The following is a 24,490-nucleotide window of genomic DNA, read 5'->3' on the forward strand; positions in this document are numbered from 1 at the left end:
CACCCCACGCCGACCGGCCGGATCCGGAACCCGTCCGCCCACGCGATGAGCACACTCGCGCGCGGCCGGGGCTGATCCGGACCGCCGCCGCCCGGTACGCGGCCGGCCCCGGGCGGGGACCGGCCCGCCCGCGCCCTAACGGTCGACGATCTCGTTCTTGCCGATGACCACGACCCCGCCGCGGGTCAGCGCGAAGCGGGTGCGGTCGTAGTCGAGGTCGAAGCCGATGCGCGCGCCGTCGGGGATCACCACGTTCTTGTCGATGATCGCCTTGCGCACGATCGCGCCCCGGCCCACCTTGACGTTCTCCATCAGCACGGAGTCCTCCACCAGCGAGTGCGAGTGGAGCACGACCTTCGGCGACAGGATCGAGCGCATCGCCATGCCGCCCGAGACGATCACGCCGGGGGAGACCAGCGAGTCGATCGCCCGGCCCACCCGGTCGCCGTCGTTGTGCACGAACTTGGCCGGGGGCAGCGGGTCGTGCCCGGTGAAGATCGGCCACTTGTCGTTGTACAGGTTGAAGATCGGGTGGGCGGAGATGAGGTCCATGTGGGCCTCGTAGTAGGCGTCGAGGGTGCCCACGTCGCGCCAGTAGCCGCGGTCGCGCTCGCTGGAGCCGGGCACGATGTTGTTCTTGAAGTCGTAGACGTCCGCGCCGCCGGACTTGACCAGCATCGGGATGATGTTGCCGCCCAGGTCGTGCTTGCTGGTCGGGTCGAGCGCGTCCTCGCGCAGCGCGTCGATCATGGCCTGGGTCTTGAAGACGTAGTTGCCCATCGAGGCGTAGACCTCGTCGGGGGAGTCGGCCAGGCCCACGGCGTCCTTCGGCTTCTCCCTGAAGGCCACGATGCGGCGGCCCTGGGGATCGGTCTCGATCACGCCGAACTGGTCGGCCAGCGAGAGCGGCTGGCGGATCGCCGCCACCGTCACGTCCGCGCCCGAGTCCTCGTGCTGCTCGACCATCTGCCGCGGATCCATGCGGTAGATGTGGTCGGCGCCGAACACGATCACGTGCTCGGGCATCTCGTCGTAGATCAGGTTCAGGTTCTGGAACAGCGCGTCCGCAGAACCGGAGAACCAGCGCGGCCCGAGCCGCTGCTGGGCGGGCACGGGCGTGACGTAGTTGCCCAGCATCGCCGACAGCCGCCAGGTACGGGAGACGTGCCTGTCGAGGCTGTGGTTCTTGTACTGGGTCAACACCACGATCTTCAGGAAGCCGCCGTTCGCGAGGTTCGACAGCACGAAGTCGATCAGCCGATACATCCCCCCGAACGGCACCGCCGGTTTGGCCCGATCCGCCGTGAGCGGCATGAGCCTCTTGCCCTCTCCACCTGCCAGCACAACCGCAAGCACCCTCCGGGACCTCATGTCCAGGACGCTACCCGTAAATGGCCGATCTATCGACGAAACCGCGCACTGTGCTGTGCCGCCGTGTCCTGACTTATCCGCGTTGAGCAGGGGCCGGACTTACCGACATTGGGCTGTATCGATGTGTTCCCTATGCTTGCGACGGTTCACAAGTGCGGTGCCGGAGTTGATGGTCGGCGCAAAACATGCCGCTCGCTGGCGGGCGGCAGGCCCGGCGCGTCGTAAGGTCGTGGGCATGCGTGTTGATCTGCTCAGCAGGGAGTACCCGCCGGACGTCTACGGCGGCGCCGGGGTGCACATGGAGTACCTGGCCAGGGAACTGCGCAAGCTGGCCGACGTCCGGGTGCGCTGCTTCGGAGCCGATCGCGAGGAGCCCGGCGTGTCGGCCTACCGGGTGCCCGGCGGCCTGGAGCGGGCCAACGCCGCCCTCCAGGTGCTCGGCGTCGACCTGGAGATGGCCGCCGCCTGCGAGGGCGCGGACGTCGTCCACTCCCATACCTGGTACGCCAACTTCGCCGGGCATGTCGCCAAGATGCTCCACGGCGTGCCGCACGTCGTCACCACCCACAGCCTGGAGCCGCTGCGCCCGTGGAAGGCCGAGCAGCTCGGCGGCGGCTACACGGTCTCGTCGTGGGCCGAGCGCACCGCCCTGGCCGCCGCCGACGCGGTGATCGCGGTCAGCGAGGGCATGCGCCGCGACGTGCTGGCCGCCTACCCCGAGATCCCGCCCGGCCGGGTCACCGTCATCCACAACGGCATCGACACCGCCCAGTACGCCCCCGACCCCGGCCTCGACGTGCTGAAGAAGCACGGCGTCGACCCCGACCGGCCCTACGTGATCTTCGTCGGCCGCATCACCCGGCAGAAGGGCCTGGTGCACCTCCTGCACGCCGCCCGCTCGTTCGACCCGGCGGCCCAGCTCGTCCTGTGCGCGGGCGCGCCGGACACGCCGGAGATCGCCGCCGAGGTGACCGGGCTGGTGCGCGGCCTCGACCGCGACGGCGTGCTGTGGATCTCGGAGATGCTGCCCAAGCCGGAGGTCATCCAGCTCCTCACGCACGCCTCGGTCTTCGTCTGCCCGTCGGTCTACGAGCCGATGGGCATCGTCAACCTGGAGGCCATGGCCTGCGAGACGCCGGTGGTGGCCACCGCGACCGGCGGCATCCCCGAGGTCGTCGCCGACGGCGAGACGGGCCTGCTGGTGCCGATCGACCAGGGCCCCGACGGCACCCCGCACGACCCCGATGCGTTCGCCGCCGACCTGGCCGAGCGGGTCAACGCGCTGCTGGCCGACCCGGCGCGGGCCGCCGAGATGGGCCGCGCCGGGCGGGCCAGGGCCGTCGAGCACTTCTCCTGGGAGCGCATCGCCCGGCGCACCCTCGACCTCTACGCCTCGCTGCGCCGGGACTGAACGTCTTGGGCTGGGATCTGGAGACCCCCGAGGGCGGCTGCCTGAGCGTCAACGCCTGGAACTGGCGTCCGACCCTGTCCCTGCTGGAGGAGGCGCGGGTGCTCGACCCCGAGACCGCGTGCCTGCTCGGCTTCAACGGCCGCATGACGCTCACCGGCGCGGACGCGAGCCGCATCGCGGCCTTCCTCGACGACTACCTCGACGGCCTGCCCGAGCACGGGCGGGTCCGGCTCGACGGCGAGGTGACCGAGGAGCCCGACGACCACCGCCTCCACCGCGACGACCTGGCGCTCAACTACTCGGCCACCGCCTCCTGGCTGCGCGACCTGCGCGACTTCTGCCGGGCCGCCCCCAACGGCTTCACCTGCATGTAGAGGACGGCGGCGGGTCAGCGGGTGAGCCAGAGGGCGGGCCTGGTCAGGTCGCCCTCGGGGCCGGTCCAGCCCGCCGCGTACACCTCGGTCGTGCCGGGGCGGCGGGCCAGGGCGGTGACCGTGCCGCGCACGGTCGTCGTCGTCCAGCGGCCGGCCGCGTAGTGGTGCAGCCGGGAGCGGGTCGAGTCGAGCACCCACAGGCCCGCCCGGCCGTCGGGCTCGGCCTCGGTGAAGGCCGCGCCCTCCGGGCCCCAGCGGCACCGCCAGGCCGAGCCGTCCCAGTGCAGCGCCAGCGGGCGGCGGCGTTCCAGGGGCTCGCCCTGCTCGTCGTACTCGTCGGGCGGGAACCAGGAGACCCCGCCGACCACCCACACGTCGTCCGGCCCGAGCACGGCCACGTCGCCGAGCTCCGTCCGGGCCGACCGCGCGCCGTCGGGCGCGCCCGGCTCGGGCAGGTGCACCGCCTGCCACGCGACGCCGTTCCAGCGGGCGGCGGGGTCGTGCGCGGTCTGGCCCACCGTCCACACGTCCGCGCCCTCGCCGCCGAGAGCCCGCGCCGGGGCGGGCAGCCGGTACGCGCGCCAGGCCGAGCCGTCCCAGCGCAGCGCGTCGCGCCCGGACACGGCCCACGGGCCGCTCGCCGCGGTGCCGTGCAGGCCGATGGCCGAGGCGCCCTCCTTGAGCGGCGTGGCGGCGCTCACGTCGCCGTCCGCGACGGCGGCGACCAGGCCGGGACGTTCGTCGTCGCCGGTCCCGAAGGCCCACGCCCGCTCGCCCGAGACCGCCCCGACCGCGGTGACCGTCATCCGGGACGGCAGCGCGTACGTGCGCCAGCGCGCGCCGTCCCACCGGCCCAGCCCGCCGGACGTCGTCTCCATCCCGGCGGACGTCTCGCGCTGGACGGAACGCACCGCCCACACCGCCCCGTCGGGGGCGACCGCGAGCCGGTCGAGCGTGCCGTGCCCGTCGCCCGCCGGGACCGTCCGCCACGGGGACCGTACGGGCTCGGCGCGCAGGTCGTCGCCGCCGGGCCGGGGGCAGCGGGCCTGGACGGTGAGACTCACCGCCGGAGCGGACGGGACGTCCCGCCCGGGAGGCCCGGCGCAGGCCGGGAGCGTCAGCAGCACGCCGAGACCGGCCACGCGGGCACGTACGGAACGCCGCACCTCGCCCCCTTCGTGATCATCGGCAGAATACGCTCACCCTGCCCAGGAGACCACGCGTGACGCCGATCAGCCCTGCGAAATGTAGTGGAGGATGACGTTGTGCACGTGGTGGGCCTTGTTGTCGCCGCGGAAGTCCACCTCGTAGGTGTGCGTGCCGACGTGGATGGCGATGGCGCCCGAGGAGAAGAACCCGCCGGCCAGCGACTTGTTGCTGACGACGCTCACCGCCGAGATCTTGGAGTAGGGGATGCTGGTGATCGCGATCCGCTTGCCCACGAACGACTTGTCCTGCACGATCACCCGCCGGTCCGTGAGCCCCAGGAACCCGGTGCCCGCCCCGATCGCGTCGTAGACGGCGATGATCTGCTCGCCGGGGAGCAGGCCGCTCTCGATCTGCTTGAACTGCTCTTTACGGTCGTAGGGGATGTCAGCCATGCCCGGCCAACGAACGGGACGGGCTCCCGCGTTCCGCCCCGGGCTCAGGGCCCCGGCGGGTGGGCGGAAGGGTCGTGCGGGAGGTCGAGCAGGCAGCCGCACGCGCCGGGCGGCCGTGGCAGCCCGAACAGCGCGCGGACCTGGGCCGGAGCGGGCGGCGCGGGACGGAGCAGGCGGGTCAGGAGGCGGCGGATCATGCTTTCCAGCGTCGCGGTGCCGCCCGCGCCGGGTCCAACACCGAAATATCGCGATTGACGCGCTTTTGTGGTTAATGTGGCGTCGTGGATCTGCACCCCCGGCTGCTGCGCGTCTTCGTCGCCGTCGCCGAGGAGCTGCACTTCGGGCGCGCCGCCGCCCGGCTCTTCCTGGCCCAGCAGGCGCTCAGCCGCGACGTGCGCACGCTGGAGACCCGGCTCGGGACGCCGCTGTTCGTCCGGTCCACCCGCCGGGTGGAGCTGACCTCCGCCGGCGCCCGGCTGCTGCCCGGGGCGCGGCGGCTGCTGGCGCTGCACGACGAGGTCGTCGCCGACGTGGCCGGCGCCGGTCGCCCGCTGCTCGTGGACGTCACCATGCAGGGCCCCGACCTGCCCGAGCCGCTGGTCAGAGCCCGGGAACTGGCCCCCGGCGCCGAGATGCTGGCCCGCTTCCACGGCGGCCTGGCCGCGGGCGCGGCGGCGATGCTGGACGGACGGCTCGACGTGTCGTTCGGCCGCTTCGCCGGGCTGCCCGCGGACGTGCGCGCCCGGCTGGCCCAGGTCCCGGTGCGCCTGCAGCCCCTGGCCGTGCTCCTGCCGCGGGACCACCCGCTGGCGGAGCTGGACGCCGTGCCGCTCGGCGCGCTGGCCGCCTTCCCGCTGGACGTCATGGCCGGGAACGCCGGCACGCGGGAGTGGAGCGACCTGGGGGAGCGGCTGGCCGAGGCGTTCGGGCTGCGGCTGGCCCGGCCGCACGCCGCGCCCGAGGGGGCCGCGGAGATGGGGCACTACCTGCGCCGCCATCGCGAGCCGGTGCTGGCCAGTGTGGGGATCGGCGGGATCCCGGGCGCGGTGAACAGGCCGCTGGCCGAGCCCGTGCCGCTCGGCCTGCAGAACCTGGTGCATCCCAAGGGCCTGCGGCACCCGGGCCTCGCCGCGCTCCTGGCCGCCGTCGATGAGCTGGGACGGGCCCGCCACTGGCTGCGCCGCCCGCCGGGCTCCTGGCTCCCCGAGGCCGACGAGGCCCTGGTGCCCTTGGAGGACTGACGCCTAGGTGGCGCGTTCGAGCACGACCACCGGGATCCGGCGGTCGGTCTTCTCCTGGTATTCGTCGTACTGGGGCCAGGTGCGGGTCATCGTCCGCCACATCTCGGGCTTCTCCTCCTCCGAGGCGGTGCGGGCGCGGGCCTTGAACCTGTCGCCCTTGACCTGCACCTCGACGTCGGGGTGGGCCAGCAGGTTCTTGTACCACTGGGGATCTTCGGGGTCGCCGCCCTTGGAGGCGACCACGAGGTAGTCGTCGCCGAACCGCTGGTAGATCAGCGGCGTGGTGTACGGCTTGCCGGAGTTACGCCCCTTGGTGGTCAGGAGGAGGACGGTGGTGTTGTTCCAGTCGTGCCCCTCCGCGCCGTCGGTGGCCTGATAGCGCTGCACGTGTTCCTTGCCATAGAGCATGCCTCTGGACTACCCCGCGCGGGGTGGTCCTCACCGTGCCGCGCCGACCAGCTCGGCGGCCCGCCGGCTGTCGATCGGGAGGGCCGAGTCGGGGGTGCGCTCGCGCACGTCGCGGTCGCGGATCGCGAACACGGCGGGCGCCGCGCCCACGTCGCCGTAGCGCTCGGTCACCGCCGCGCCGATCGCCCGCCGCACGCCGGCCACCACCTCGCGGACGCCGGGCCCGGACGTGACGAGATGGCCGAGCATCCCGGCGAAGCGCAGCTCGTCGTCGGCGGCGGGCCGCTGCCCCGGCAGCACCGGCCGGTCGAGCCAGAACACCGTGCCGGACAGGACCGCCTCGCTGCCGCCGGGGCCGAGCACCCGCGCCGTGCGGGCCAGCAGCTCACCGAACTCGGCCAGGTCCGCGTGCGGCGGGAGGTCGGTGGTGACGAACAGGGGCACGATCAGCGAGTCAGGCATGCGGCTATCCCTCCGTGAGGAGGCTCATCGTAGGACGTGCCACCGACAATTCCGCGGCGCGCCACTCACCGTCCACCGCTCGGGCTTCTCGGCGGCGCTCACCGTCCACCGCCCGGGCCGCTCGGCGGCGCTAGCGCTCGGTCCATTCGTCCTGGATCGCCGCGTGCACGATGGAGTCGCGCCAGCCGTGCGGGGTGTGCACGTGGTGCCGGATCCGTCCCTCCTCGACCATGCCGGCCGTCAGCATGGCGAGCTGGGCGGGCAGGTTGGCCGGCGACCTCGCGCCCCAGACGCGGTGCAGCCCGAGCTGCTTGAAGCCGAACGACAGCAGCAGCCGCACCAGGTCGGTGCCGATGCCGCGGCCCCACTGGTCGGGATGGAGGCCGAAGCCGATCTCGGCGCTGTGGGGCAGGTCGGGGTCGATCTTCAGGCGGGCCACGCCGATCACGTGCCGCCGGTCGGCGTCCACGACGGCCAGCACGTAGAGGCGGCGCGGCTCGGCGGCGGCCGCCTCCATGGCCTGGGCGACCAGGGCGGCGACCTCCTGCACGCTGCGCGGCGCGAACGGCATGTGCTGCGTGGCCGCCGGATCGCCGTAGACGGAGTGCAGCGGGACGACGTCGGCGTCGGTGAGGTCACGAAGTCCGATTCGCTCGCCGATGACCGTCACGCGCCGCATGCGCAGAAGGTAACGCGACTGTAGCGATCTTTACAAGGGTGTCAAGTCGCCAGCTGACTGCCGTAAGCCCGCGCGACAAGTTCGGCGACGGCGCTGTGCGCGCCGAGCGGCTCGGCGTGACCGGCCTCGACGGCGGCGGCGGCGCGCTCGACGAGCTCGGCCGGGGCCTCGTGGCCGATCAGGCAGGGCGCGATGGCCAGCCGCTCGGCCCCGGCGGCGCGCAGGCGCTGGGCGGCGACGTCCACGCCGGGCTCGCTGTCCAGCGAGGCGGCGACGACCGGCAGCGTGAGCCTGGAGGCCAGCAGCACGGCCGTGGCCTGGACGGCGTGCACCGCGCGCTCGCCGCCCACCGTGCCGAGGATGACGGCGTCGACGGGGCTGGAGACGTTGAGCAGGCGGACCCGGTCGGCCCTGGCCAGGCCGCGCTCGGCCAGCCTGATGTGCAGGGCCTCGGCGAGCAGCGGGTGGGGGCCGAGCGCCTCGGTGGCGACCGCGCCGGAGCCGGCGGCCGCGATGGCCTTGCCGATCTCGGCCATGACGACCGGGTCGTCCCAGGTGAGCAGGGGCACCACGACGGCGTCGCGGCCCGCGGGCAGCGAGTCTGCCAGGTCGGCCACGGCGGTCAGCCGCACCTCGATCTGCGGGTTGTCGACCCGCACCACGGCCGCGATCTCTTCGGCCACGCCGCCGGTGCCGCCGGGGGTGGCCAGCACGAGCATGGGCGCGTCCGGCGGCAGGGACGTGGGCACGGGGCGACGGTGCCGGCCGCCGCCGGGCCGGGGGGAACGTTCACGTACAGGCAGGCTCACAGGCGCGCAGTTTATGCCTATTCGCGGGTGGTTGTTCTGTGAATCGGGAGCGATTCCGTCACAACGGGAATGCTGTGATCGAGATCACATCGTGACCGCCGCCGCCGTTGACGAACACCCCTGAGAAGGGCAACTCTGAGGCCACTAGAAACGCGTTCTAGAGCGACAGTCACACACCGTCCCCGGAGGATGGGAATGAAGCCGTTCTATGTCCGCGAGCTGAGCGTGTACCCGGTCGGCCGCCGGCGGATCTTCCTGCTGGCGATAGCCGTGCTGGCGAGCCTGGTGGCCAACTTCGAGACCACGCTCGCCACGATCCTGCCGCTGCTGATGAAGGACCTGGGCATGTCGCTCACGGTCTACGGCCTGCTCGCCGCGGGGTCGGTCCTGATCGGCGGCCTGTCGGCGGGCGTCGGCGGCATCCTGTCCGACCGCTGGGGACGGGTCACGCTCCTGGTGCCCACCCTCACCGTCACGGCGGCCTGCAACTTCCTGCTCGCCACCGTGGACACCGTGGCGGGCCTGTTCTGGGTGCGCTGCCTGATGTTGTTCATCGAGGGCGCCGGGATCACCATCACCGCCTCCCTCGTCCGCGACTTCTCCCCGCGCCTCGGCCGCGCACAGGCGTTCGCGTTCTGGACGTGGGGGCCGGTCGGGGCGTCCTTCCTGGCCTCGTTCATCGCCGGGTTCACGCTGCCGCTGTTCGACGACGCCTGGCAGTCACAGGCGATCATCATGGGCGTCGTGTCGCTGGCCATGTGCGCGGTCATCATCTGGAAGATCGCCGAGCCGTCGGCGGCGCTGCGGGCCCAGGTGCTCGACGCCGAGGAGGCCGTCGCGGCGGAGGAGAAGATCGACGCCGGACGGGTGCGCGAGCTGTTCCGGCATCCCCACCTGTGGGCGCACGTCCTGGGCAACACCGGCTGGCAGGTGCTCTACTGGACGTTCGCGATCTTCGGGCAGACGATCCTGGTGGAGGCGTTCGGCCTGGAGCCCGCGGGGGCCAACCGGGTGGTGGCGCTCGGCATCGTGCTCAACGCGGTGGCCGTGGTCGTCGTCGGCCGGGTCTCCGACCGGCTCCGGTTGCGCAAGCCGTTCACGGCCGCCGGCACCGCGCTGACCGTCCTCACCCTGGCCTACTTCATCAGCATGGTCGGCCCCGGCGTCTCCCCGGGACACGTCACCGCCGTCTACGCGCTGCTCTTCCTGTTCATGGGCGTCGCGTACGTGCCGTGGATGGCCAACTTCTCCGAGAACGCCGAGGACGTCGAGTCGCGCCTGCAGGGCTCGGCGCTGGGCATCTGGGGCATGGTCGTCCGCGTCATGATCGTGGTGCTGCTCATCGTCTCGCCCATGGTGGTCTCCGCGGGCGGCTGGGGCGCCTGGCTCGCCGTGGCGCTGGCCGGGCAGGTCGTGTTCCTGGCCTCGATGGCGGCGTTCAAGGGCGACTGGTGCAGGCGCCCGCGGGTCACCTTGCCCGAGACCGCCGTCTGAGAGGGCTGTGCGTGTGGGACGCGCGTGGGCGGCGGTGGCAGCCGCCGCCCACGCCTTCGCGGCGTTCCCGCCTTCCCCCCGCGCTCAGGCGAAGGGACCCACCTGGCCGGGCAGCCTCCTGGGCGTGCCGCGCTCGCCGGCGGCGATGTCCAGGTCGCGGGTTTCCGGGGCGATGGCCAAACCTACGGCGGTGACGGCCAGCGCGACAACCACGTACAGGGACACGGCGAGGGTGGTGCCGTACAGGTCGAAGAGCTTCAGCGCGATGATCGGGGCCAGCGCCCCGCCGACGATCCCGGCCACCTGGTAGCCCATGGACGCGCCGCTGTAGCGCAGGCGGGTGCTGAACAGCTCGGCGATGAACGCGGCCTGCGGGCCGTACATGGCGGCGTGGGCGGCCAGCGCGACCACCGCCGCCAGCACGATCAGCGGGACCGACTTCGTGTCCAGCAGCGGGAAGAACGCGAACACCCACCCGGCCGCCGCCAGCACGCCCGCGAAGTAGACCGGCCGCCGGCCCAGCCGGTCCGACAGCGCGCCGAACAGCGGGATCAGGCCCAGTTGCAGCACCGAGCCGATCAGCACCGCGTACAGCGCCACCGACCGGTCCAGCTTCAGCTGCCCGGTGAGGTAGACGATGATGTACGCGGTGAAGGTGTAGAAGGCCACGTCCACCCCGATGCGCGCGGTGAACGCCGACAGCAGCGCCCGCGGATGCGTGCGCAGCACCTCCACCAGCGGCATCCTGGCCGTGGCTCCGTGCTTCTCGACGCGGGAGAACAGCGGCGACTCGGCGACCCGCGTCCGCACCCACAGCCCGACGACCACCAGCACGCCCGACAGCAGGAACGGCACCCGCCATCCCCACGACTGGAAGGCCGCGTCCGGCAGGGCGAAGGACAGGATCGCGAGCAGGCCGGTGGCCAGCACGTATCCGGCGGGCACGCCGACCTGCGGCCAGCTCGCGTTGAAGCCGCGCCGCCTGCTGTCGCCGTGCTCCAGCGACATGATCACCGCGCCGCCCCACTCGCCGCCGAGCCCGAAGCCCTGGACGAAGCGGAGCACGGCCAGCAGGACGGGCGCGGCCACCCCCACGCTCGCGTATCCGGGAAGCACGCCGATGAGGAACGTCGACAGGCCCATCAGCAGCAGCGTCACGACCAGCACGGTCTTGCGGCCGGCCCGGTCGCCGAAGTGCCCGAACACCACGCCGCCGAGCGGCCTGGCGACGAACGCGACGGCGTTGGTGGTCAGCGCCGCCAGCGTCGCGTTGAGCGGGTCGAGCGACGGGAAGAACAGCTTGCCGAAGACCAGCGTCGCGGCCGTGGTGTAGAGGAAGAAGTCGTACCACTCCAGGGACGTGCCGACGAGGGCGGCGATGATCACCCGGCGGGTCTGGTTCGCGGAGCTTGACATCGAAGGCTCCCAGATGGTCGAGGGGATAGTTTCAACGTAAGGATTGTTGAACAATTCGACAAGAGATTTGCTCCATGATTCCCTGGCGAACGTGGAAGACGTGGTCGCGGACCTCGCCCGGCACCGGTCGAGACTGAGCCGCAGCAGCACGGCCGAGCGCGTGGCCGACATCCTCCGCGACAACATCATCGAAGGCGCCTTCCCGCCGGGCGAGCGGCTGTCGGAGGAGGCCATCTCCGAAGGGCTCGGCGTCTCGCGCAACACGCTGCGCGAGGCGTTCCGCCTGCTCGGCCACGAACGCCTGCTCGACCACCGGCTCAACCGGGGCGTCTTCGTCCGGCTCCCGTCCGTGGAGGACGTCTCCGATCTCTACACGATGCGGCGGGTGCTCGAAGGGGCCGCCGTCCGCCGCGAGGCGTCGCGGCAGGCGCTGGCGCTCATCGAGGAGGCCGTGCGCGACGCCGAACGGGCCGCCGCCCAGGGCGACTGGCAGGGCGTCGGCACCGCCAACATTCGCTACCACCAGGCGCTGGTCGGCCTGCACGGCAGCCCCCGCCTCGACGAGACCATGCGGCAGCTCCTCGCCGAGCTGCGCCTGGTCTTCCACGTGATGGACAACCCGCGCGCCTTCCACGAGCCGTTCATCGACCGCAACCGCGCGCTGCTCGCCCTGCTGGCGGAAGGCCGCACCGAGGAGGCGGCCGCCTACCTCGACGACTACTTCGACGAGGCCGAGCGGCTTCTCATCCACGCCTACCAGCCGAACGGGTAGCGTTTCCGCATGGACCGGATCTTCACCCTGGACGAGGCGCGCGCCCTGCTGCCCGGCATCATCGCCGAGGCGCGGGAGATCGTCGCGGGCCGCGCCGACCTGGCCGAGATCGCCTTCGACCGGGAGGCCGCCGGCGGGTCGCGGCTCGGCGGGCTGCCCGAGATCAAGGCCATCGAGGCGCGCATCGAGGAGACGCTGACCCGGTGGAGCGAGCAGGGGATCGAGGTCAAGGGCGTCGCGCCGCTGCTGATCGACTTCCCCTCGGTGTTCGGCGGGGAGTCGGTGCGGCTGTGCTGGATCGAGGGGGAGCCCGAGCTGGCCTGGTACCACCGTACGGATCTGGGCTTCGCGGGGCGGCGCCCGCTGCCCTGAAGCGTGGCCTACATGTGACCAACTCGCCACCGTGCCCATGGGTCTAACCAGGTGAGCGAAAGGATCACCACTCATGAGGCTATCCTCAGCGGCCGCCGCGCTCCTCGCGCCGGCGGTCGCCGGCGGGCTGGGGCTCCCGGCCGCCGCCGCACCTGCGCACACCGGGCCGCCGCAGGCCCGCGCCGCCTGGGTCACCGCCTGCGAGCTGCCCGGCGAGGGCACGTCCCCGTGCGGCCCCTGGCGCCTGCTCCTGCGTGACGGCCGCAAGATCACCGTCGGCGACTCCGCGGCCCGTGCCAAGGGCCGCGCGACCTCCCTGTTCGCCCTCAGCGGCGACGGCCGGACCATCGTCTACCAGCGCGCCCGCGACCACCGCCTGGTCGTACGGGCGGCGGCCGGCGGCCCGGTCAGGGAACTGCCCAGGTCCCTGCGGCCGGGCGCGGACGACGCCCTCTACCTGTCATCGGCCGGCGACCGGGTCCTCGTCGGCCGCCGGGGCCACGCCGAGGTGCTCACCGTGGCCACCGGCAGGATCGCCGGCCTGACCGTCAAGGGCGAGCCGGCCGGCTTCAGCGGCGACGGCGACGAGGTGCTCACCACCCGCGACCTGAGCGACGGCACCAGATGGCTGTACTCCTACGGGCTCGACGGCCGCGTGCTCAGGAGCCCGGCCCCCCAGTTCGTCGCCAACGCCGTCACCCTCGCGCTGTCCCCCGACGGGCACACCGTCGCCGCGTTCAGCTCCGGCGGCAGCCGTGGCGGCCCGCCCCGGATGCGCACGTACGACCTGGAGAGCGCCCGGCTCTCCGACGGCGTGAACCTCCCCCTGGCCGGCGACGCCTCGCCCGACCACGCCCGCTGGACCCCTGACGGAAGGCTCGCCGCCTACTCCTACGACAGCAGCACCACGAAGTCGACGGTGGTACGGGTGCTCACCGTCGACCCCGCTTCCGGCCAGGCCCGCCGTACCGACACCTACAAGGTGGGCCCCGACCCTCACACCATCGTGTTCCCGGGGGAGTGACCATCATGAGAATCGTCCCTTTGCTGACCGCGGCCCTGCTCGCCCTCACCGCCGTGCCGGCCGCCGCCCAGGCGGCGCCGCACCACGATCACGACAGCATCCGGTACGCCTCCGTCAAGGGCTGCCCGGACAAGGACGGCGCGTCCAGGCCCTGCGGGCAGTGGCGGCTGGTCATGCACGACGGCGGGCGCAGGACGCTGCCCGACGCCCAGGTCGTCGCGCTCGACGCCAGGCGCAGGTCCACCGTCACCTCGCCGGCGCCGATCGCGGTCAGCGGCGACGGGCAGCGCGTGGCGTACCTCACCAAGGCCGGGCGGCTGGCCGTACGCGTGCTCGGCGGCGGCGTCACGCTGATGCCGAAGGACGCCCTGCCGCGGGTCGCCCAGAACGAGGTGACGCTGCAGCTCTCCGGCGACGGCGCGCGGCTGGCCGTCGCCATCCAGAACGACCGGCCCGCCGCCACGAAGATCTTCGACACCGCGAACGGCGCCCTGCTCGGCACCGTGCCCGCCGACGAGACCCTCCTCGGGTTCAGCGGCGACGGCGACGAGGTGCTGTCCACGATCGAGTCCGACGACTCCGTCACCGACCTGGTCGTGCGCGACCAGACGGGCGAGCACCTCGTACGCGTCACGCCGCCGCAGGTCGTGGCCGCCAACGGCCCGCAGGCGCTGGCCGGCGACGGGCACACGGCGGCGGTGCTGATCCGCGGCAGGAAGACCGAGCTGCTCACCTACGACCTCGCCACCGACGAGGTCACCGGGCGCAGGAAGATCAAGCTGCCGGACGGCGAGCTCAACATGATCGACTGGACCGGCGACACGCAGGTCACGCTGCACCTGGTGTCCGGCTCGTCCAGGATGACCATCGTCCAGGTCGACACCGGGACGGGCGCCGTGCGGGTCAGGGACCGGTACACCGTCCTGAAGGACAGCTTCGTCTTCGCCGCCTGCGGCGGCTGAGCCCGCGCCACGGCGGCGCAGCGTCCGCGGCGGGGCAGGGGGAGTCCCGCCGTGGATACGCTTGCCGGGTGGAGGTTCACTCGACCAGGGCGATGGCCGTCAGAGCCGTCGAGCTGTGCGTGGCGCTGCTGCACGAAGAGCCGACGCCCGCCTCGGTGACGGACGTCCTGCGCCGCCACGGCGAGCACGGCGACCTGGGCCTCGACGAGTCCGACGTGGCCGCGATGCGCGCGGCGGCGGCCCGGCTGCGCGACGTCCTGGGCGCCCGCGACGCAGGGGAGGCGGCGGGCCTGCTCAACCGCCTGCTCGCCGAGACCGCCCGGCCGCCCCGGCTGACCAGCCACCGGGGCACGACGTCCTGGCACCTGCACGTCGACAGCGGTGACGACGCGCCGTGGGCCGAGTGGTTCCTGGCCTCGTCGGCGATGGCCCTGGCCGTGCTGGTCGCCGACCATCAGCGCGTTCCGGGCGGGTTGTGCGCGGCCGCGGGGTGCGGACGGCCGTACCTCGACCTGGGCGGCGGCAGCCCCCGCCGTTACTGCGGCACCCGCTGCGCCACCCGCGCCCGCGTCGCCGCCCACCGCGCCCGCCCCCACCCAACCCCCTGACACCACACCCCCGCCTTCTGACGCCACGCGTCCGCCCACCGCGCCCGCCCGCATCGCCGCCCACCGCCCCCGCCCTCTGACGCCACGCGCCCGCCCACCGTGCCTGCCCCCTGACGCCACGCGCCAGCCCGCGCCTGCTTGCGGCCTGCCGGTGCTCGCGCCCCCGCTGACGCTCGCTAACCGCGGCGGCAGAAGAGGACGTAGACGGCCACGGTCTGTAAGGCCGCGCCGGTCAGCAGGGTGGCAGTGACCGAGTGGGTGCTCAGCGGGCCTGCCAGCGCCGATCCGACGGCGAACGAGGTGATCTTGAGGCTGGCGCCGGTCGTGAACACCTGGCTGCGCAGTTCGGCGGGGGCCTCGCGGTGCCGTACCGCGAACAGCGCCGTCAACTGCGGCCCCTCGCCCGCGCCCACCAGCCCCGCCGCGACCACCGCGATCCAGTACGTCCCCACCAGGGCTGCTCCTGCCATGGCAGCCAAGGCCATGCCCGCGCCGACCAGCGCGGTGGACCAGACCAGGGTCGTGTCCCACGCCGGTGTCGCGTTCCGCCGACGGGGGCCGCCGCGCCAGGCCAGGAGCCCGTTCGCGGCCAGGCCGGCCGCCGCCGTGACGGCCAGCAGCAGCGTGCCTCGGCTGCTGTCGCCCGCGAGCTCCAGCCCAAGCACCGGCGCCGACACCACGAACATGCCTGCCCCGGCGCACGAGACCATCGACCCGGCGGTGGCCCGCCCCAGCACCCGGTTCCCGAGCACCGCCCGAACCCCGCCCGCCATCTCCCGCGCGACGGCTCCCGCAGCCCGTACCGGCGCGGTGAGGCAGCCGAAGCGCCGCCGCTCGCCGCTTGGCCTGTCTCCAGCGAGCAGGTCGCCGCCGCTCAGCCGGCCCTTTGCGGGCCTGTCGCTCGTGGACCGGTCGAGCGGAGGCTGGTCAAGGGCGGCCCCGTCAACGGCGGGCAGGTTGTGGGTGGGCACGTCGCCTGTGGGCTGGGTGTGGGGGGTGCGGGTGGGGAGGGTCCAGGCGGCTGGGAGGGCGGTCAGGAGGAGCAGTGCGGAGACGAGGACCGCTGCCGTTCCGCCTGCCACGGCGGCGATGACGCCGACCGCCGCCGGACCGGCCAGCCCCGCCACGTTGTACGTCATGGCGTCGAGCGCGGTGGCCCGTGCCAGCCGCCCCCGATCGTGCCCGGAGACCAGGGGGAGCTGTCCCGTCCAGCCGCCGGTCAGCGCGGGGCCCGCGAGCCCGGTCACGACGGCCAGCGCCACCAGCGCCGTCCCGGGCACCCGTCCGACGCCGCCCGCCACCAGCAGCAGGCCGGCCGCGTACCCGAGCAGGCAGCACGCCAGCAACCGGCCCGGACGGCGGGCGCGGTCCAGCAGCACGCCGAGCAGCGGCCCGCCGACGGCCGCCGACACGGTCAGCCCGGCCAGCAGCGACGCCCCCAGCAGCGGAGATCCGGTGGCGGCGAGCCCGGCCACCAGGAGGGCGGGCCCGGACATCTCGTCGCCGGTCCTGGCGGCGACCACCCCGGCCATGTAACGCGTCAACATCGGCAAGACGTTACAGGATCGGGTTAAGGGGTGGTTCGGGCGGGGAAGGGGTCGGGTGATCGTCCCGCGGGGGTCCAGCGCCCGCCGGCGGCGACCGCCCGGCCTGTACGGACTGCGTACCGCACAGGCCGGGCACCTCCCAGCGCCCACAGTCGGCACCCTGAGTCGAATGTGTGTTTGAACAATGGCATAGACTCGGCCTCATGAAAGCCGCGTTCCAAGCATCTCTGCTGGGTCTCGACGAGGAGCTCGGCGTCGGGCGGCTGGGCGCCACGGTCCGCCGGACGTACCTCGACCACGGAGCCTGGATCGACCTGCGGCCCGGCTGGCTGACGGGGGCCGACACGCTGTTCACGCGGCTGGCCGAGACGGTGCCGTGGCGCGCCGAGCGCCGCCGTATGTACGACCGGGTCCTCGACGTCCCGCGCCTGCTGAAGTTCTACGACGAGGGCGAGACGCTGCCCGACCCCGTCCTCGACCAGGCCAGAGCGGCGCTCGACGCCCACTACGGCGAGGAGCTGGGCGAGCCCTTCCGCACCGCCGGCCTGTGCTTCTACCGCGACGGCCGCGACAGCGTCGCCTGGCACGGCGACACCGTCGGCCGGGGCAGCAGCGAGGACACCATGGTCGCGATCGTCTCGGTGGGCAGCCCGCGTCCGCTGCTGCTGCGCCCGCGCGGAGGCGGCCCCTCGATCCGCCGCGACCTCGGGCACGGCGACCTGATCGTCATGGGCGGCAGCTGCCAGCGGACGTGGGAGCACGCCATCCCCAAGACCGCCCGGCCCGCGGGGCCGCGCATCAGCATCCAGTTCAGACCCCGCGGCGTGCGCTGACCCGGCCCTGCGCGCCCGCCGTGTGCCTGCGCGCCCGCCGTGTGCTAGCGGAGACGGAGACGGGCTATGCGGCCCTGCTCGCCGGAGGCCCAGCAGGACAGGTCCGGGGTGCACGAGACGGTGTCGAACGAGCCACCGTCGAAGGTCTCCCAGCGCTCCCCGCCGGTGTACGTCACGTCGCTGCCCGTGGGCCCGACGGCGATGGCCGCGAACGGCAGGTGCGGCAGCCACGTCACCCCCGACCGGTACGCGGGCGGCGGGGTCGTGGCGGTCCGCCAGGTGGCGCCGCCGTCCCTGGTGACCGCGGCGGCGTTCGGGGAGGGGAGGCCGGGCTGGTAGTCGCCGCCGACCGCGATCCCGCGGTGCCGGTCGCGGAAGGCCAGCGCGAAGACGCCCTTCGCGGGGTCGGCGGCCGGGATCGGGGTGTCGGTGACGGTCCACGTACGCCCGCGGTCGGCCGAACGGAACACGCGTGACCGCTCGCCGCCGCCGGTGGCGATCCAGGCGTCCCGCCCGCCCGCGGTCACCAGGCACTGGCCGCTCGCCGCGAAACCGGCCTCGCCGGGCAGCGCGTCCGGCATGCCGCTGGACGGGAGCACCTGCCAGCTCCGGCCGCCGTCGTCGGTGGCCAGGAGGCGGAACCTGCCGTTCACCGGGTCGCTCATGGCCAGGCCGTGGCGGCGGTCGAAGAAGGCCATGCAGTCGTAGAAGGCGTTCGGCTCGTCGTTCCTGAAGGACTCGGTCCAGGTGCGGCCGCCGTCCTCGGTGCGGTAGACGCGGCCGTCCGTGCCCGTGCCGATCGACAGGACCAGGGCGTGGCGGGCGTCGAACGCCTCCACGTCGCGGAACTGGAGGGACTCGGTGCCGGGCGGGGAGACGTTCTGCCAGGTGCGGCCGCCGTCCACGGTGCGCAGGACGGTCCCGCCGGTGCCCGCGGCCCACACCACGTCCCTGCTCACGGGCGCGAGACCGCGGAAGCGGGCGGTCACGCCGGTCTCCTTCAGCTCCCAGCCGAGGCCCGGGCCGGGGGTGGGAGTGGCGGCGTGGGCGGGGAGCGGGGCGGCGAGCACGAGCGCCGCGGACAGCACGCTCATCGCGATGCGAACGTTCATGCCGGGCAAACTAACCCAAGAGATCACGAGCGTCCATCATGCGGACACCCCGCCGCCCCAGGAGACGACGCCTCTCAGGGGGGATCGGAGGGGCCCATGAGGGGGTGCGGCGTGGGGAGGGCGGACCCGAGGTGCGGGTGGGGGAGAGGTCAGGCGGCGGTGCGGGTGGGGGCCCAGGTGAGGAGGGCCTGGGCGGTGTCGAAGCGGCGGCTGGAGACCGACTCGCCCAGGATCACGCCCACCACCCGGTGCCCGTCCCGCTCGCCGGCGAAGGCCAGGCTGTACCCCGCCGCGCGGGTGAACCCCGTCTTCAACCCGATCACTCCGGGCTCGGCGAGCAGGCGGTTGGTGTTGCGCCACCCGTACGCGCCGTGCTCCTCGGTCGCCGCGACCTCGTGGTACCGGGTCCCTGCAACGCCCTCGATCAGCGGCACCTGGAGGGCCTTGGCCGCCAGCACGGCCTGGTCGCGGGCGGTGGACCAGCCGTCGCCCGCCGACGTGGGCAGCCCGTCGGCGTTGACGTAACGGGTGTCGTTCATGCCGAGCGAGCGGGCGGTGGCGTTCATCTTGTCGACGAACCCCGGCACGCCCGGCCCGTACGTACGGGCCAGCGCGTGGGCGGCGTCGGCGCCCGAGGGCAGCATGAGCGCGTAGAGCAGCTCGCCGACCGGCAGCCGGTCGCCGGGCCGCAGGTCGGCGGTGGTGCCGCCGCCGTCCTCGGCGTACCGCGCGTCCTGGGGGGCGATCTCGACCAGGTCCGTGGGCTTGGCCGACTGCAGGACGACGTACGCCGTCATCGTCTTGGTGAGGCTGGCGATCGGCATGCGGGTGTCGGCGGCCTTGCCGAACAGGGCGGCGCCGGACCGGGCGTCCATCAGGTAGGCGGCCCGGCCGTACAGGGCGGGCGCCCCGGCGTCGGCGGAGGCGGCGGCGGCGAGGGAAGGGGCCGCGACGGTCGGGGTCGCGGTCTGCGCGTACGCGGGCACGCCCAGCCCCGTGACCAGGGCGAAGGCGCCTGCGAACGCGGTGAGTCGAGCTTTCCGGTTACGCATGCAATCCAGGCTGCCGCCCGTTTTGGCGTGCGTTTAACGATTTAAGGCAAAATCTGTGACCAAATCGTTAGAAACCCTGCGACGCCGGAGAATTCAACAGGTAGATCTTTCCGGGAAGGAGCCTCAGCGGCCCGTCCAGAGGTTGTCCGCCACCCGATGACCCCGCGCCAGCCCGGAGAACAGCTCCTCCCACATCGGCATCACCACCTCCGGCCCGTACGCCCGCGACGTCGCCGCCGCCGCCTCGCCCATCCGCACCCGCAGCTCCCGGTCGCCGATCACCCGGATCAGCGCCGCGGCCAGCGCGTCCACGTCCCTGGGCGGCACCAGCACGCCGTCCACGCCGTCGGTCAGCACGTCGCGCGGCCCGGTCGGGCAGTTGAAGGCGACCACGGGCAGCGCGTGCGTCATGGCCTCGATCATCACCATGGGCAGGCCCTCGAAGCGGGAGCTGAGCGCGTAGACCGACGCCTCGGCCAGCTCCTTCTCCAGCCGCTCGGTACGGCCGGGCAGCGTCACGTGCTCGGACAGCCCGTGCCGCGCGACCAGCCCGGTGAGCTGGCCGCGCCGCGGCCCGGTGCCGAAGACGCGCAGCCGCCACTCCGGATGCACCCGCACGACCTGCGCGAACGCCTCGATGAGCAGGTCGAACCCCTTCTGCGGCACCAGCCGCCCGGCCGCCACCACGACCGGGTTGACCTGCCGGGAGCGTTCCTGCTCCACGCGGTGGACGGCGTTCGGGATCACCACCACCGGAGTGTCCGGCAGCAGGCGCTGGTATTCGAGCTTGTTGGTCCCGGTCAGCACGGTGATCGCGGCGAACCTGCCGTAGTGGCGGGCGATCTCCCTGCGGATCGTGTCGGGGTAGGCGGACAGGTTCATGTGCTCCTGCGCGATCCTGACGACGCCGGCGGGGGCGCGCCGGGCGGAGATCAGGTTCAGCGCGGGCCTGGTCGTCACCAGGACGCCGCCGGACAGTCCGGAGACGTAGTCCATCGCGGCGCGTTCCACCCGCTCGGTGAAGTAGTCGGCGGCGAACTCGCCGCGCGGTACGATCTTGCCGCGGATCCGCCGCCACGCCTTGCGGCCGACGGAGTCGGGCTGCCTGCCCTCGCGCTGGTCCACCAGCGTGGTGAGGGTGACGCGGGGGTCGATCGCGAACTGCGGGGTCTCGCGCCGCCGGACCAGGCTGACCAGCTCGACGTCGTGCCCGGCCGCGGTCATCGCGTTCGCCTGGTTGACCACCGTGCGGATCGTGCCGCCCATGCCGTAGGCGTGCAGCATCAGGTAGCGGATCTTCACGTGAGGTACCCCCAGGTCCGGGCGATGGGCTTGAGGGGCTCGGGGATCCGGTCGGGGGAGGGCAGCTCGCGGGCGGGCTGGACGGTCCCGGTCCGGATCTTGTCCCGCCAGTCGCCGAGGCCCTTCTCCAGCACCTGCTGCTCGCCGTAGGAGAGCATCCGCGGCTCCCACTCCAGGCCGAGGAACGCGCAGATCTCGCGGGTGACGCGCTCGGGCTCGGCGCTCAGCTCCTCGTACCTGACGGTCAGCCCCGGCAGTGCGGCCCTGGCCCGCTGCACGGCCTTCATGTACCGCAGGGCGTCGAGGGCGGCCTCCTCGGGGGTGCGCCGGTCCGGGCTCGCCTCGTGCCAGGACGTGGCGATGGAGGCGGGATGGCGCAGCAGGAAGAGGAAGCGGGCGTCCGGCCAGCAGGCGGCGATGCGCTGGTGGGCGAAGGCGTTGGCGGGCGTCTTGTCCACGACGTACCGCTTGCCGCTGCGGACCAGCTCGCGGTGCAGCACCCGGTCCCACAGCAGGTGTTCCAGGTCGGCCTGGTTGTGCCCGAGCGCGGCCATCGCCTTGGCGGCCAGCGGGGTGCCGAACTGCACCCGCAACCGGCGTACGTGCAGCTCGTGCGGGGCGTGCAGGTCCGGGTGGGCGTTGAGGATCGCGCGCAGGAGCGTGGAGCCGGACCGTACGGGGGACAGGAGGAAGACGGGGGATTCGAGCAGCCGGTCGGTTAGCGGATCCGCGGGCGGTCTGATCTCGGGAGCGGGCGGGGGAGAGGGCGCGTTCCCGACTCGCTCGATCTGGAATCCGGTGAACCTGACCAGCGCTTTGTTGACGTGCCGCTGCCAGTTCATGGCGAGGCAGACTACCTACCGTTCCTGGCAGTTACCTGGCAGCGTCAGGCCGCCGACCAGGCGTGCCGCGGGTTCGCGGGGGCCGCTCGCGGCTCCCGCGCGGTCGCGCGCCGCGGCCCCGGGCCTGTTAGCGTTACCGCTGACAGGAGGTGGCGGCGGTGAAAGCGAAGGGCGACAGGCCGGCGGTGCTCATGGACGTGGCCGTGCTCGCCGGGGTCTCGGCCATGACCGTCTCGCGCGTGCTCAACGCGCCCGACCGGGTCCGCGCGGAGACCAGGGCCCGCGTCATGGCCGCGGTCCGCGAGCTCGACTACCGGCCCAACCAGGCCGCCCGCCAGCTCGTCACCGGCAGGTCCGGGGTGCTCGGCGTGGTCAGCATCGACACCACCCTCTACGGCCCGGCCTCCACGCTCTACTGCATCGAGCAGGCGGCCAGGCGGGCCGGCTACAACGTCAGCATCGCCAGCCTCCCCTCGCTCAGCCGCAGGTCGATGGAGGAGGGCGTGCAGCGGCTGCGCGCCCAGGCGGTCGACGGCGTGATCATCGTGGCGCCGCACGAGTCGGCCGCCGACGGCCTGCGCCACCTGCCGCCGGAGATGCCGGTGGTGGCCGTCGACGCCGGCGACGACATCCCCGTGCCGGTGGCCAAGGTCGACCAGCAGGCGGGCGCCAGGCGGGTCACCCGCCACCTGCTCAGCCTCGGCCACGAGACGGTCTGGCACGTCGCCGGCCCGGCCGACTGGCTCGACGCCAACGGCCGCATCGAGGGCTGGCGCGGCGTGCTCGCGGCCGCCGGCCGGGAGGTGCCCGAGGTGCTGCGCGGCGACTGGAGCGCCCGCTCGGGTTACCAGCTCGGCCGCCGCCTGTGCGAGAACCCCGACGTCACCGCCGTGTTCGTGGCCAACGACCAGATGGCGCTCGGCGTGCTGCGCGCGCTGCGCGAGGCCGGCCGCCGGGTGCCCGAGGACGTCAGCGTGGCCGGGTTCGACGACATCCCCGAGTCGGCCTACTTCTGGCCGCCGCTGACCACCGTGCGCCAGGACTTCGGCGAGGTCGGCAGGCACGCCTTCCACCTGCTGCTCGACTTCATGGCCGGGCACGAGCCCGAGGCGCGGCGGCTGGTCGAGCCCGAGCTCGTGGTCAGGGAGAGCACGGGAGCCAGGCCGTCCCGGGCATGACCGGCGTGCTCGGCGGGCAGGTGTAGGTCCGTCGCGGAGGTGATCGGCTGGATGATGCTGCTCGAACGTTTCGACGCCTGGGACAAACGGGCCTTCGACCGGGTCGCGCGCTCCGACCTGCCCGTGCTCGACGCCCTGCTGCCGCATCTGTCGTCGGCGGCCGACCACTCGGTCCTGTGGGGGCTGGTGGCGGGCGTGCTGATGATGACGGGCCGGCCGCGGCTGCAGCGGGCGGGCGTCCGCGGGCTGCTGGCGATCTCGCTGGCCAGCCCGCTGACCAGCATGGTCGTCAAGCAGGCGATCCGCAGGCCGCGCCCGCTCACCGACCTCATCCCGGTGATCCGGCGCCGCCGGGTGCCGGCGTCCTCGTCGCTGCCGTCGGGGCACAGCGCGTCGGCGGTCGCCTTCGCGGTGGCGGTCGCCAGGGACGCGCCGCTGCCGGTCGCCACCTCGGTCACACTGCTCGCCGCCGGGGTGGCCGCCTCCCGCGTGTACGTGGGCGCCCACTACCCGGGCGACGTGCTGGCCGGGGTCGCCGTCGGCGCGGCGGCCGGCTGGAGCGCCCGGGGCTGCGGACGCTGGCTGCGCCGCACGCTGGCCGCCTTCGCCGCGCCGCAGGAGGTCAGGCGGGCCCGCTGCTGGCCCGGACGATCAGGGTCGAGCGCAGCAACTGCAGGGAGTTGACCGGCGGGCGGCCCTCGTCCAGGGCGCGCAGCAGGAGCTCGATGGCCTGCCTGGTCATCTCCCTGCTCGGGACGGCGACCGTGGTGAGGGCGGGGTGGGTCACCCGTACCTCGTCGATGTCGTCGTGGCCGACCACCGACAGGTCGCCGGGGACCGAGCGGCCGCCGAGCCGGGCCGCCTCCAGCGCGCCCAGCGCGAGGATGTCGTGGGTGCAGAACAGCGCGGTCACGCCGGGGTCGGCGGTCAGGGCCGCGGTGGCGGCGGTGAAGCCGCCCATCGCCGTCGGCTCCGGCGCGGTGAAGACGGCCGCGGCCGGGACGTCGAGGCCGTCGCGGGTGAACGCGCGGCGGAACCCCCGCACGCGCAGCGCGTGCGGCGCGCTGCTCAGCACCGCGACCCGCTCGTGGCCCAGCTCGCGCAGGTGCCGCCCGGCCAGGTAACCGGCCTGCTCGTAGTCGATCGTGACGACGGGCAGGGTGTCGGGCACCTCGCTCTCCCACGCGCACAGCGCCACGGGGAAACGCGCGTCGGCCAGGAGCGGCAGGTGCTCGGTGAGGCCGTTGTCGCCGGCGATCAGCAGGGCGTCGACCGAGCGGCTGGTCAGGCCGGTGATGTGCCGGCGGGCCCGCTCGCCGTCGAGGCGGGTGGTGCACAGCAGCAGGTGGTAGCCGTGCTCCTCCAGGACGTTCTCGGCCTCCTCGACCACGGCCGAGTAGAACGAGCTGGCCACCGTCGGCACGAACAGGCCGACGGTCATGGTGGTGCCGGTGGCCAGTGAGCGGGCGACCAGGTTGGGGGTGTAGCCGAGCTCGGCGATGGCCGCGCGCACCCTGGCCTCGGTCTCGGGGCGCACGCGTACGCGGCCGGTGACCACGTTGGAGACGGTCTGCTTGGTGACCCCGGCCCGCTCGGCCACGTCCTGCATCGTGACCACGC

The 24,490-nt window shown here is 73.4% G+C and carries 27 protein-coding genes; 12 read left to right on the forward strand and 15 right to left on the reverse strand.

Features of this window, described 5'->3' with window-relative positions:
- Nucleotides 1–135: 135 nt before the first annotated feature.
- Nucleotides 136–1,371 (reverse strand): glucose-1-phosphate adenylyltransferase, encoded by a 1,236-nt coding sequence (glgC, locus tag ACFYYW_RS19190; protein WP_387650293.1) that lies wholly within the window; start codon nt 1,369–1,371, stop codon nt 136–138.
- A 235-nt stretch (nt 1,372–1,606) separates the two neighbouring features.
- Here glgC and glgA point away from each other — a divergent pair, with 235 nt between their 5' ends.
- A complete protein-coding gene (gene glgA, locus ACFYYW_RS19195) occupies nt 1,607–2,782 on the forward strand; it encodes a glycogen synthase (protein ID WP_387650295.1) in 1,176 nt (391 codons plus the stop codon).
- 5 nt (nt 2,783–2,787) lie between these two features.
- Nucleotides 2,788–3,156 (forward strand): hypothetical protein, encoded by a 369-nt coding sequence (locus ACFYYW_RS19200; RefSeq protein ID WP_352329858.1) that lies wholly within the window; start codon nt 2,788–2,790, stop codon nt 3,154–3,156.
- 14 nt (nt 3,157–3,170) lie between these two features.
- Here the strand turns inward: ACFYYW_RS19200 and ACFYYW_RS19205 are convergent, their stop codons facing one another.
- The 3 genes from ACFYYW_RS19205 to ACFYYW_RS19215 all read right to left on the reverse strand — a co-directional run bounded on the left by ACFYYW_RS19205 (nt 3,171) and on the right by ACFYYW_RS19215 (nt 4,954).
- Nucleotides 3,171–4,322, reverse strand: coding sequence for a hypothetical protein (locus tag ACFYYW_RS19205; protein ID WP_387650297.1), 1,152 nt, complete (start codon nt 4,320–4,322; stop codon nt 3,171–3,173).
- A gap of 66 nt (nt 4,323–4,388) precedes the next feature.
- Nucleotides 4,389–4,757, reverse strand: a complete 369-nt coding sequence (locus ACFYYW_RS19210; protein WP_352329854.1) for a PH domain-containing protein — start codon at nt 4,755–4,757, stop codon at nt 4,389–4,391.
- 44 nt (nt 4,758–4,801) lie between these two features.
- Nucleotides 4,802–4,954, reverse strand: a complete 153-nt coding sequence (locus tag ACFYYW_RS19215) for a hypothetical protein (protein WP_387650300.1) — start codon at nt 4,952–4,954, stop codon at nt 4,802–4,804.
- 84 nt (nt 4,955–5,038) lie between these two features.
- On the opposite strand from ACFYYW_RS19215, the gene ACFYYW_RS19220 reads away from it, so the two are divergent.
- Nucleotides 5,039–5,998, forward strand: coding sequence for a LysR family transcriptional regulator (locus ACFYYW_RS19220; RefSeq protein WP_387650302.1), 960 nt, complete (start codon nt 5,039–5,041; stop codon nt 5,996–5,998).
- A 3-nt stretch (nt 5,999–6,001) separates the two neighbouring features.
- On the opposite strand, the gene ACFYYW_RS19225 is transcribed toward ACFYYW_RS19220, so the two are convergent.
- The 4 genes from ACFYYW_RS19225 to ACFYYW_RS19240 all read right to left on the reverse strand — a co-directional run bounded on the left by ACFYYW_RS19225 (nt 6,002) and on the right by ACFYYW_RS19240 (nt 8,296).
- The gene (locus ACFYYW_RS19225; RefSeq protein WP_364390070.1) at nt 6,002–6,406 is read right to left on the reverse strand and encodes a nitroreductase family deazaflavin-dependent oxidoreductase; all 405 of its coding nucleotides are present in this window, start codon (nt 6,404–6,406) and stop codon (nt 6,002–6,004) included.
- Between the two features lie 30 nt (nt 6,407–6,436).
- Nucleotides 6,437–6,868, reverse strand: coding sequence for a hypothetical protein (locus ACFYYW_RS19230; protein WP_387650304.1), 432 nt, complete (start codon nt 6,866–6,868; stop codon nt 6,437–6,439).
- A 130-nt stretch (nt 6,869–6,998) separates the two neighbouring features.
- Complete coding sequence (locus ACFYYW_RS19235; protein WP_387650306.1) at nt 6,999–7,547, reverse strand: GNAT family N-acetyltransferase; 549 nt, start codon at nt 7,545–7,547, stop codon at nt 6,999–7,001.
- 41 nt (nt 7,548–7,588) lie between these two features.
- On the reverse strand, nt 7,589–8,296 hold the full coding sequence (locus ACFYYW_RS19240) for a sirohydrochlorin chelatase (protein WP_387650308.1): 708 nt from the start codon (nt 8,294–8,296) through the stop codon (nt 7,589–7,591).
- A gap of 255 nt (nt 8,297–8,551) precedes the next feature.
- Here ACFYYW_RS19240 and ACFYYW_RS19245 point away from each other — a divergent pair, with 255 nt between their 5' ends.
- The gene (locus ACFYYW_RS19245; protein ID WP_387650309.1) at nt 8,552–9,850 is read left to right on the forward strand and encodes an MFS transporter; all 1,299 of its coding nucleotides are present in this window, start codon (nt 8,552–8,554) and stop codon (nt 9,848–9,850) included.
- 84 nt (nt 9,851–9,934) lie between these two features.
- Here the strand turns inward: ACFYYW_RS19245 and ACFYYW_RS19250 are convergent, their stop codons facing one another.
- Nucleotides 9,935–11,266, reverse strand: a complete 1,332-nt coding sequence (locus ACFYYW_RS19250; protein ID WP_387650311.1) for an MFS transporter — start codon at nt 11,264–11,266, stop codon at nt 9,935–9,937.
- Nucleotides 11,267–11,348: 82 nt separating this feature from the next.
- On the opposite strand from ACFYYW_RS19250, the gene ACFYYW_RS19255 reads away from it, so the two are divergent.
- From ACFYYW_RS19255 to ACFYYW_RS19275, 5 genes are all read left to right on the forward strand, one after another.
- Nucleotides 11,349–12,038, forward strand: coding sequence for a GntR family transcriptional regulator (locus ACFYYW_RS19255; protein WP_387650591.1), 690 nt, complete (start codon nt 11,349–11,351; stop codon nt 12,036–12,038).
- A 9-nt stretch (nt 12,039–12,047) separates the two neighbouring features.
- Nucleotides 12,048–12,410: a DUF2203 domain-containing protein gene (locus ACFYYW_RS19260; protein ID WP_387650313.1), complete on the forward strand. Its 363-nt coding sequence runs from the start codon at nt 12,048–12,050 to the stop codon at nt 12,408–12,410.
- A gap of 73 nt (nt 12,411–12,483) precedes the next feature.
- Nucleotides 12,484–13,434, forward strand: coding sequence for a hypothetical protein (locus ACFYYW_RS19265; RefSeq protein WP_387650315.1), 951 nt, complete (start codon nt 12,484–12,486; stop codon nt 13,432–13,434).
- A gap of 5 nt (nt 13,435–13,439) precedes the next feature.
- Entirely contained in the window at nt 13,440–14,396 is a 957-nt protein-coding gene (locus ACFYYW_RS19270) for a hypothetical protein (protein WP_387650317.1), read from the forward strand.
- A 68-nt stretch (nt 14,397–14,464) separates the two neighbouring features.
- A complete protein-coding gene (locus ACFYYW_RS19275) occupies nt 14,465–15,004 on the forward strand; it encodes a CGNR zinc finger domain-containing protein (protein WP_387650319.1) in 540 nt (179 codons plus the stop codon).
- A 176-nt stretch (nt 15,005–15,180) separates the two neighbouring features.
- Here ACFYYW_RS19275 and ACFYYW_RS19280 read toward each other — a convergent pair whose 3' ends face one another.
- Nucleotides 15,181–16,551 carry an MFS transporter gene (locus ACFYYW_RS19280; RefSeq protein ID WP_387650320.1) on the reverse strand — a complete coding sequence of 457 codons (1,371 nt, stop codon included), beginning with the start codon at nt 16,549–16,551 and terminating at the stop codon, nt 15,181–15,183.
- 203 nt (nt 16,552–16,754) lie between these two features.
- Here ACFYYW_RS19280 and ACFYYW_RS19285 point away from each other — a divergent pair, with 203 nt between their 5' ends.
- Nucleotides 16,755–17,384, forward strand: coding sequence for an alpha-ketoglutarate-dependent dioxygenase AlkB (locus tag ACFYYW_RS19285; protein ID WP_387650321.1), 630 nt, complete (start codon nt 16,755–16,757; stop codon nt 17,382–17,384).
- 44 nt (nt 17,385–17,428) lie between these two features.
- Here ACFYYW_RS19285 and ACFYYW_RS19290 read toward each other — a convergent pair whose 3' ends face one another.
- The 4 genes from ACFYYW_RS19290 to ACFYYW_RS19305 form a co-directional block, all read right to left on the reverse strand.
- Nucleotides 17,429–18,496: an oxidoreductase gene (locus ACFYYW_RS19290; RefSeq protein WP_387650323.1), complete on the reverse strand. Its 1,068-nt coding sequence runs from the start codon at nt 18,494–18,496 to the stop codon at nt 17,429–17,431.
- A gap of 149 nt (nt 18,497–18,645) precedes the next feature.
- Complete coding sequence (locus tag ACFYYW_RS19295) at nt 18,646–19,548, reverse strand: D-alanyl-D-alanine carboxypeptidase family protein (protein WP_387650325.1); 903 nt, start codon at nt 19,546–19,548, stop codon at nt 18,646–18,648.
- 123 nt (nt 19,549–19,671) lie between these two features.
- A complete protein-coding gene (locus ACFYYW_RS19300) occupies nt 19,672–20,850 on the reverse strand; it encodes a glycosyltransferase family 4 protein (RefSeq protein ID WP_387650326.1) in 1,179 nt (392 codons plus the stop codon).
- Nucleotides 20,847–21,692, reverse strand: a complete 846-nt coding sequence (locus ACFYYW_RS19305; RefSeq protein ID WP_387650328.1) for a sulfotransferase family protein — start codon at nt 21,690–21,692, stop codon at nt 20,847–20,849. The genes ACFYYW_RS19300 and ACFYYW_RS19305 overlap by 4 nt, the downstream gene beginning before the upstream one ends.
- Before the next feature lie 191 nt (nt 21,693–21,883).
- Between ACFYYW_RS19305 and ACFYYW_RS19310 the strand changes: the two genes are divergently transcribed.
- Both ACFYYW_RS19310 and ACFYYW_RS19315 read left to right on the forward strand, forming a co-directional pair.
- Nucleotides 21,884–22,870 (forward strand): LacI family DNA-binding transcriptional regulator, encoded by a 987-nt coding sequence (locus ACFYYW_RS19310; RefSeq protein WP_352327488.1) that lies wholly within the window; start codon nt 21,884–21,886, stop codon nt 22,868–22,870.
- A 39-nt stretch (nt 22,871–22,909) separates the two neighbouring features.
- The gene (locus ACFYYW_RS19315; RefSeq protein WP_387650330.1) at nt 22,910–23,554 is read left to right on the forward strand and encodes a phosphatase PAP2 family protein; all 645 of its coding nucleotides are present in this window, start codon (nt 22,910–22,912) and stop codon (nt 23,552–23,554) included.
- On the opposite strand, the gene ACFYYW_RS19320 is transcribed toward ACFYYW_RS19315, so the two are convergent.
- Nucleotides 23,493–24,479, reverse strand: coding sequence for a LacI family DNA-binding transcriptional regulator (locus ACFYYW_RS19320; RefSeq protein ID WP_387650593.1), 987 nt, complete (start codon nt 24,477–24,479; stop codon nt 23,493–23,495). The genes ACFYYW_RS19315 and ACFYYW_RS19320 overlap by 62 nt on opposite strands.
- Nucleotides 24,480–24,490 lie beyond the last annotated feature (11 nt).

Origin of the sequence: Nonomuraea sp. NPDC001831 (assembly GCF_042892035.1) — a bacterium.
Taxonomy (GTDB): domain Bacteria; phylum Actinomycetota; class Actinomycetes; order Streptosporangiales; family Streptosporangiaceae; genus Nonomuraea.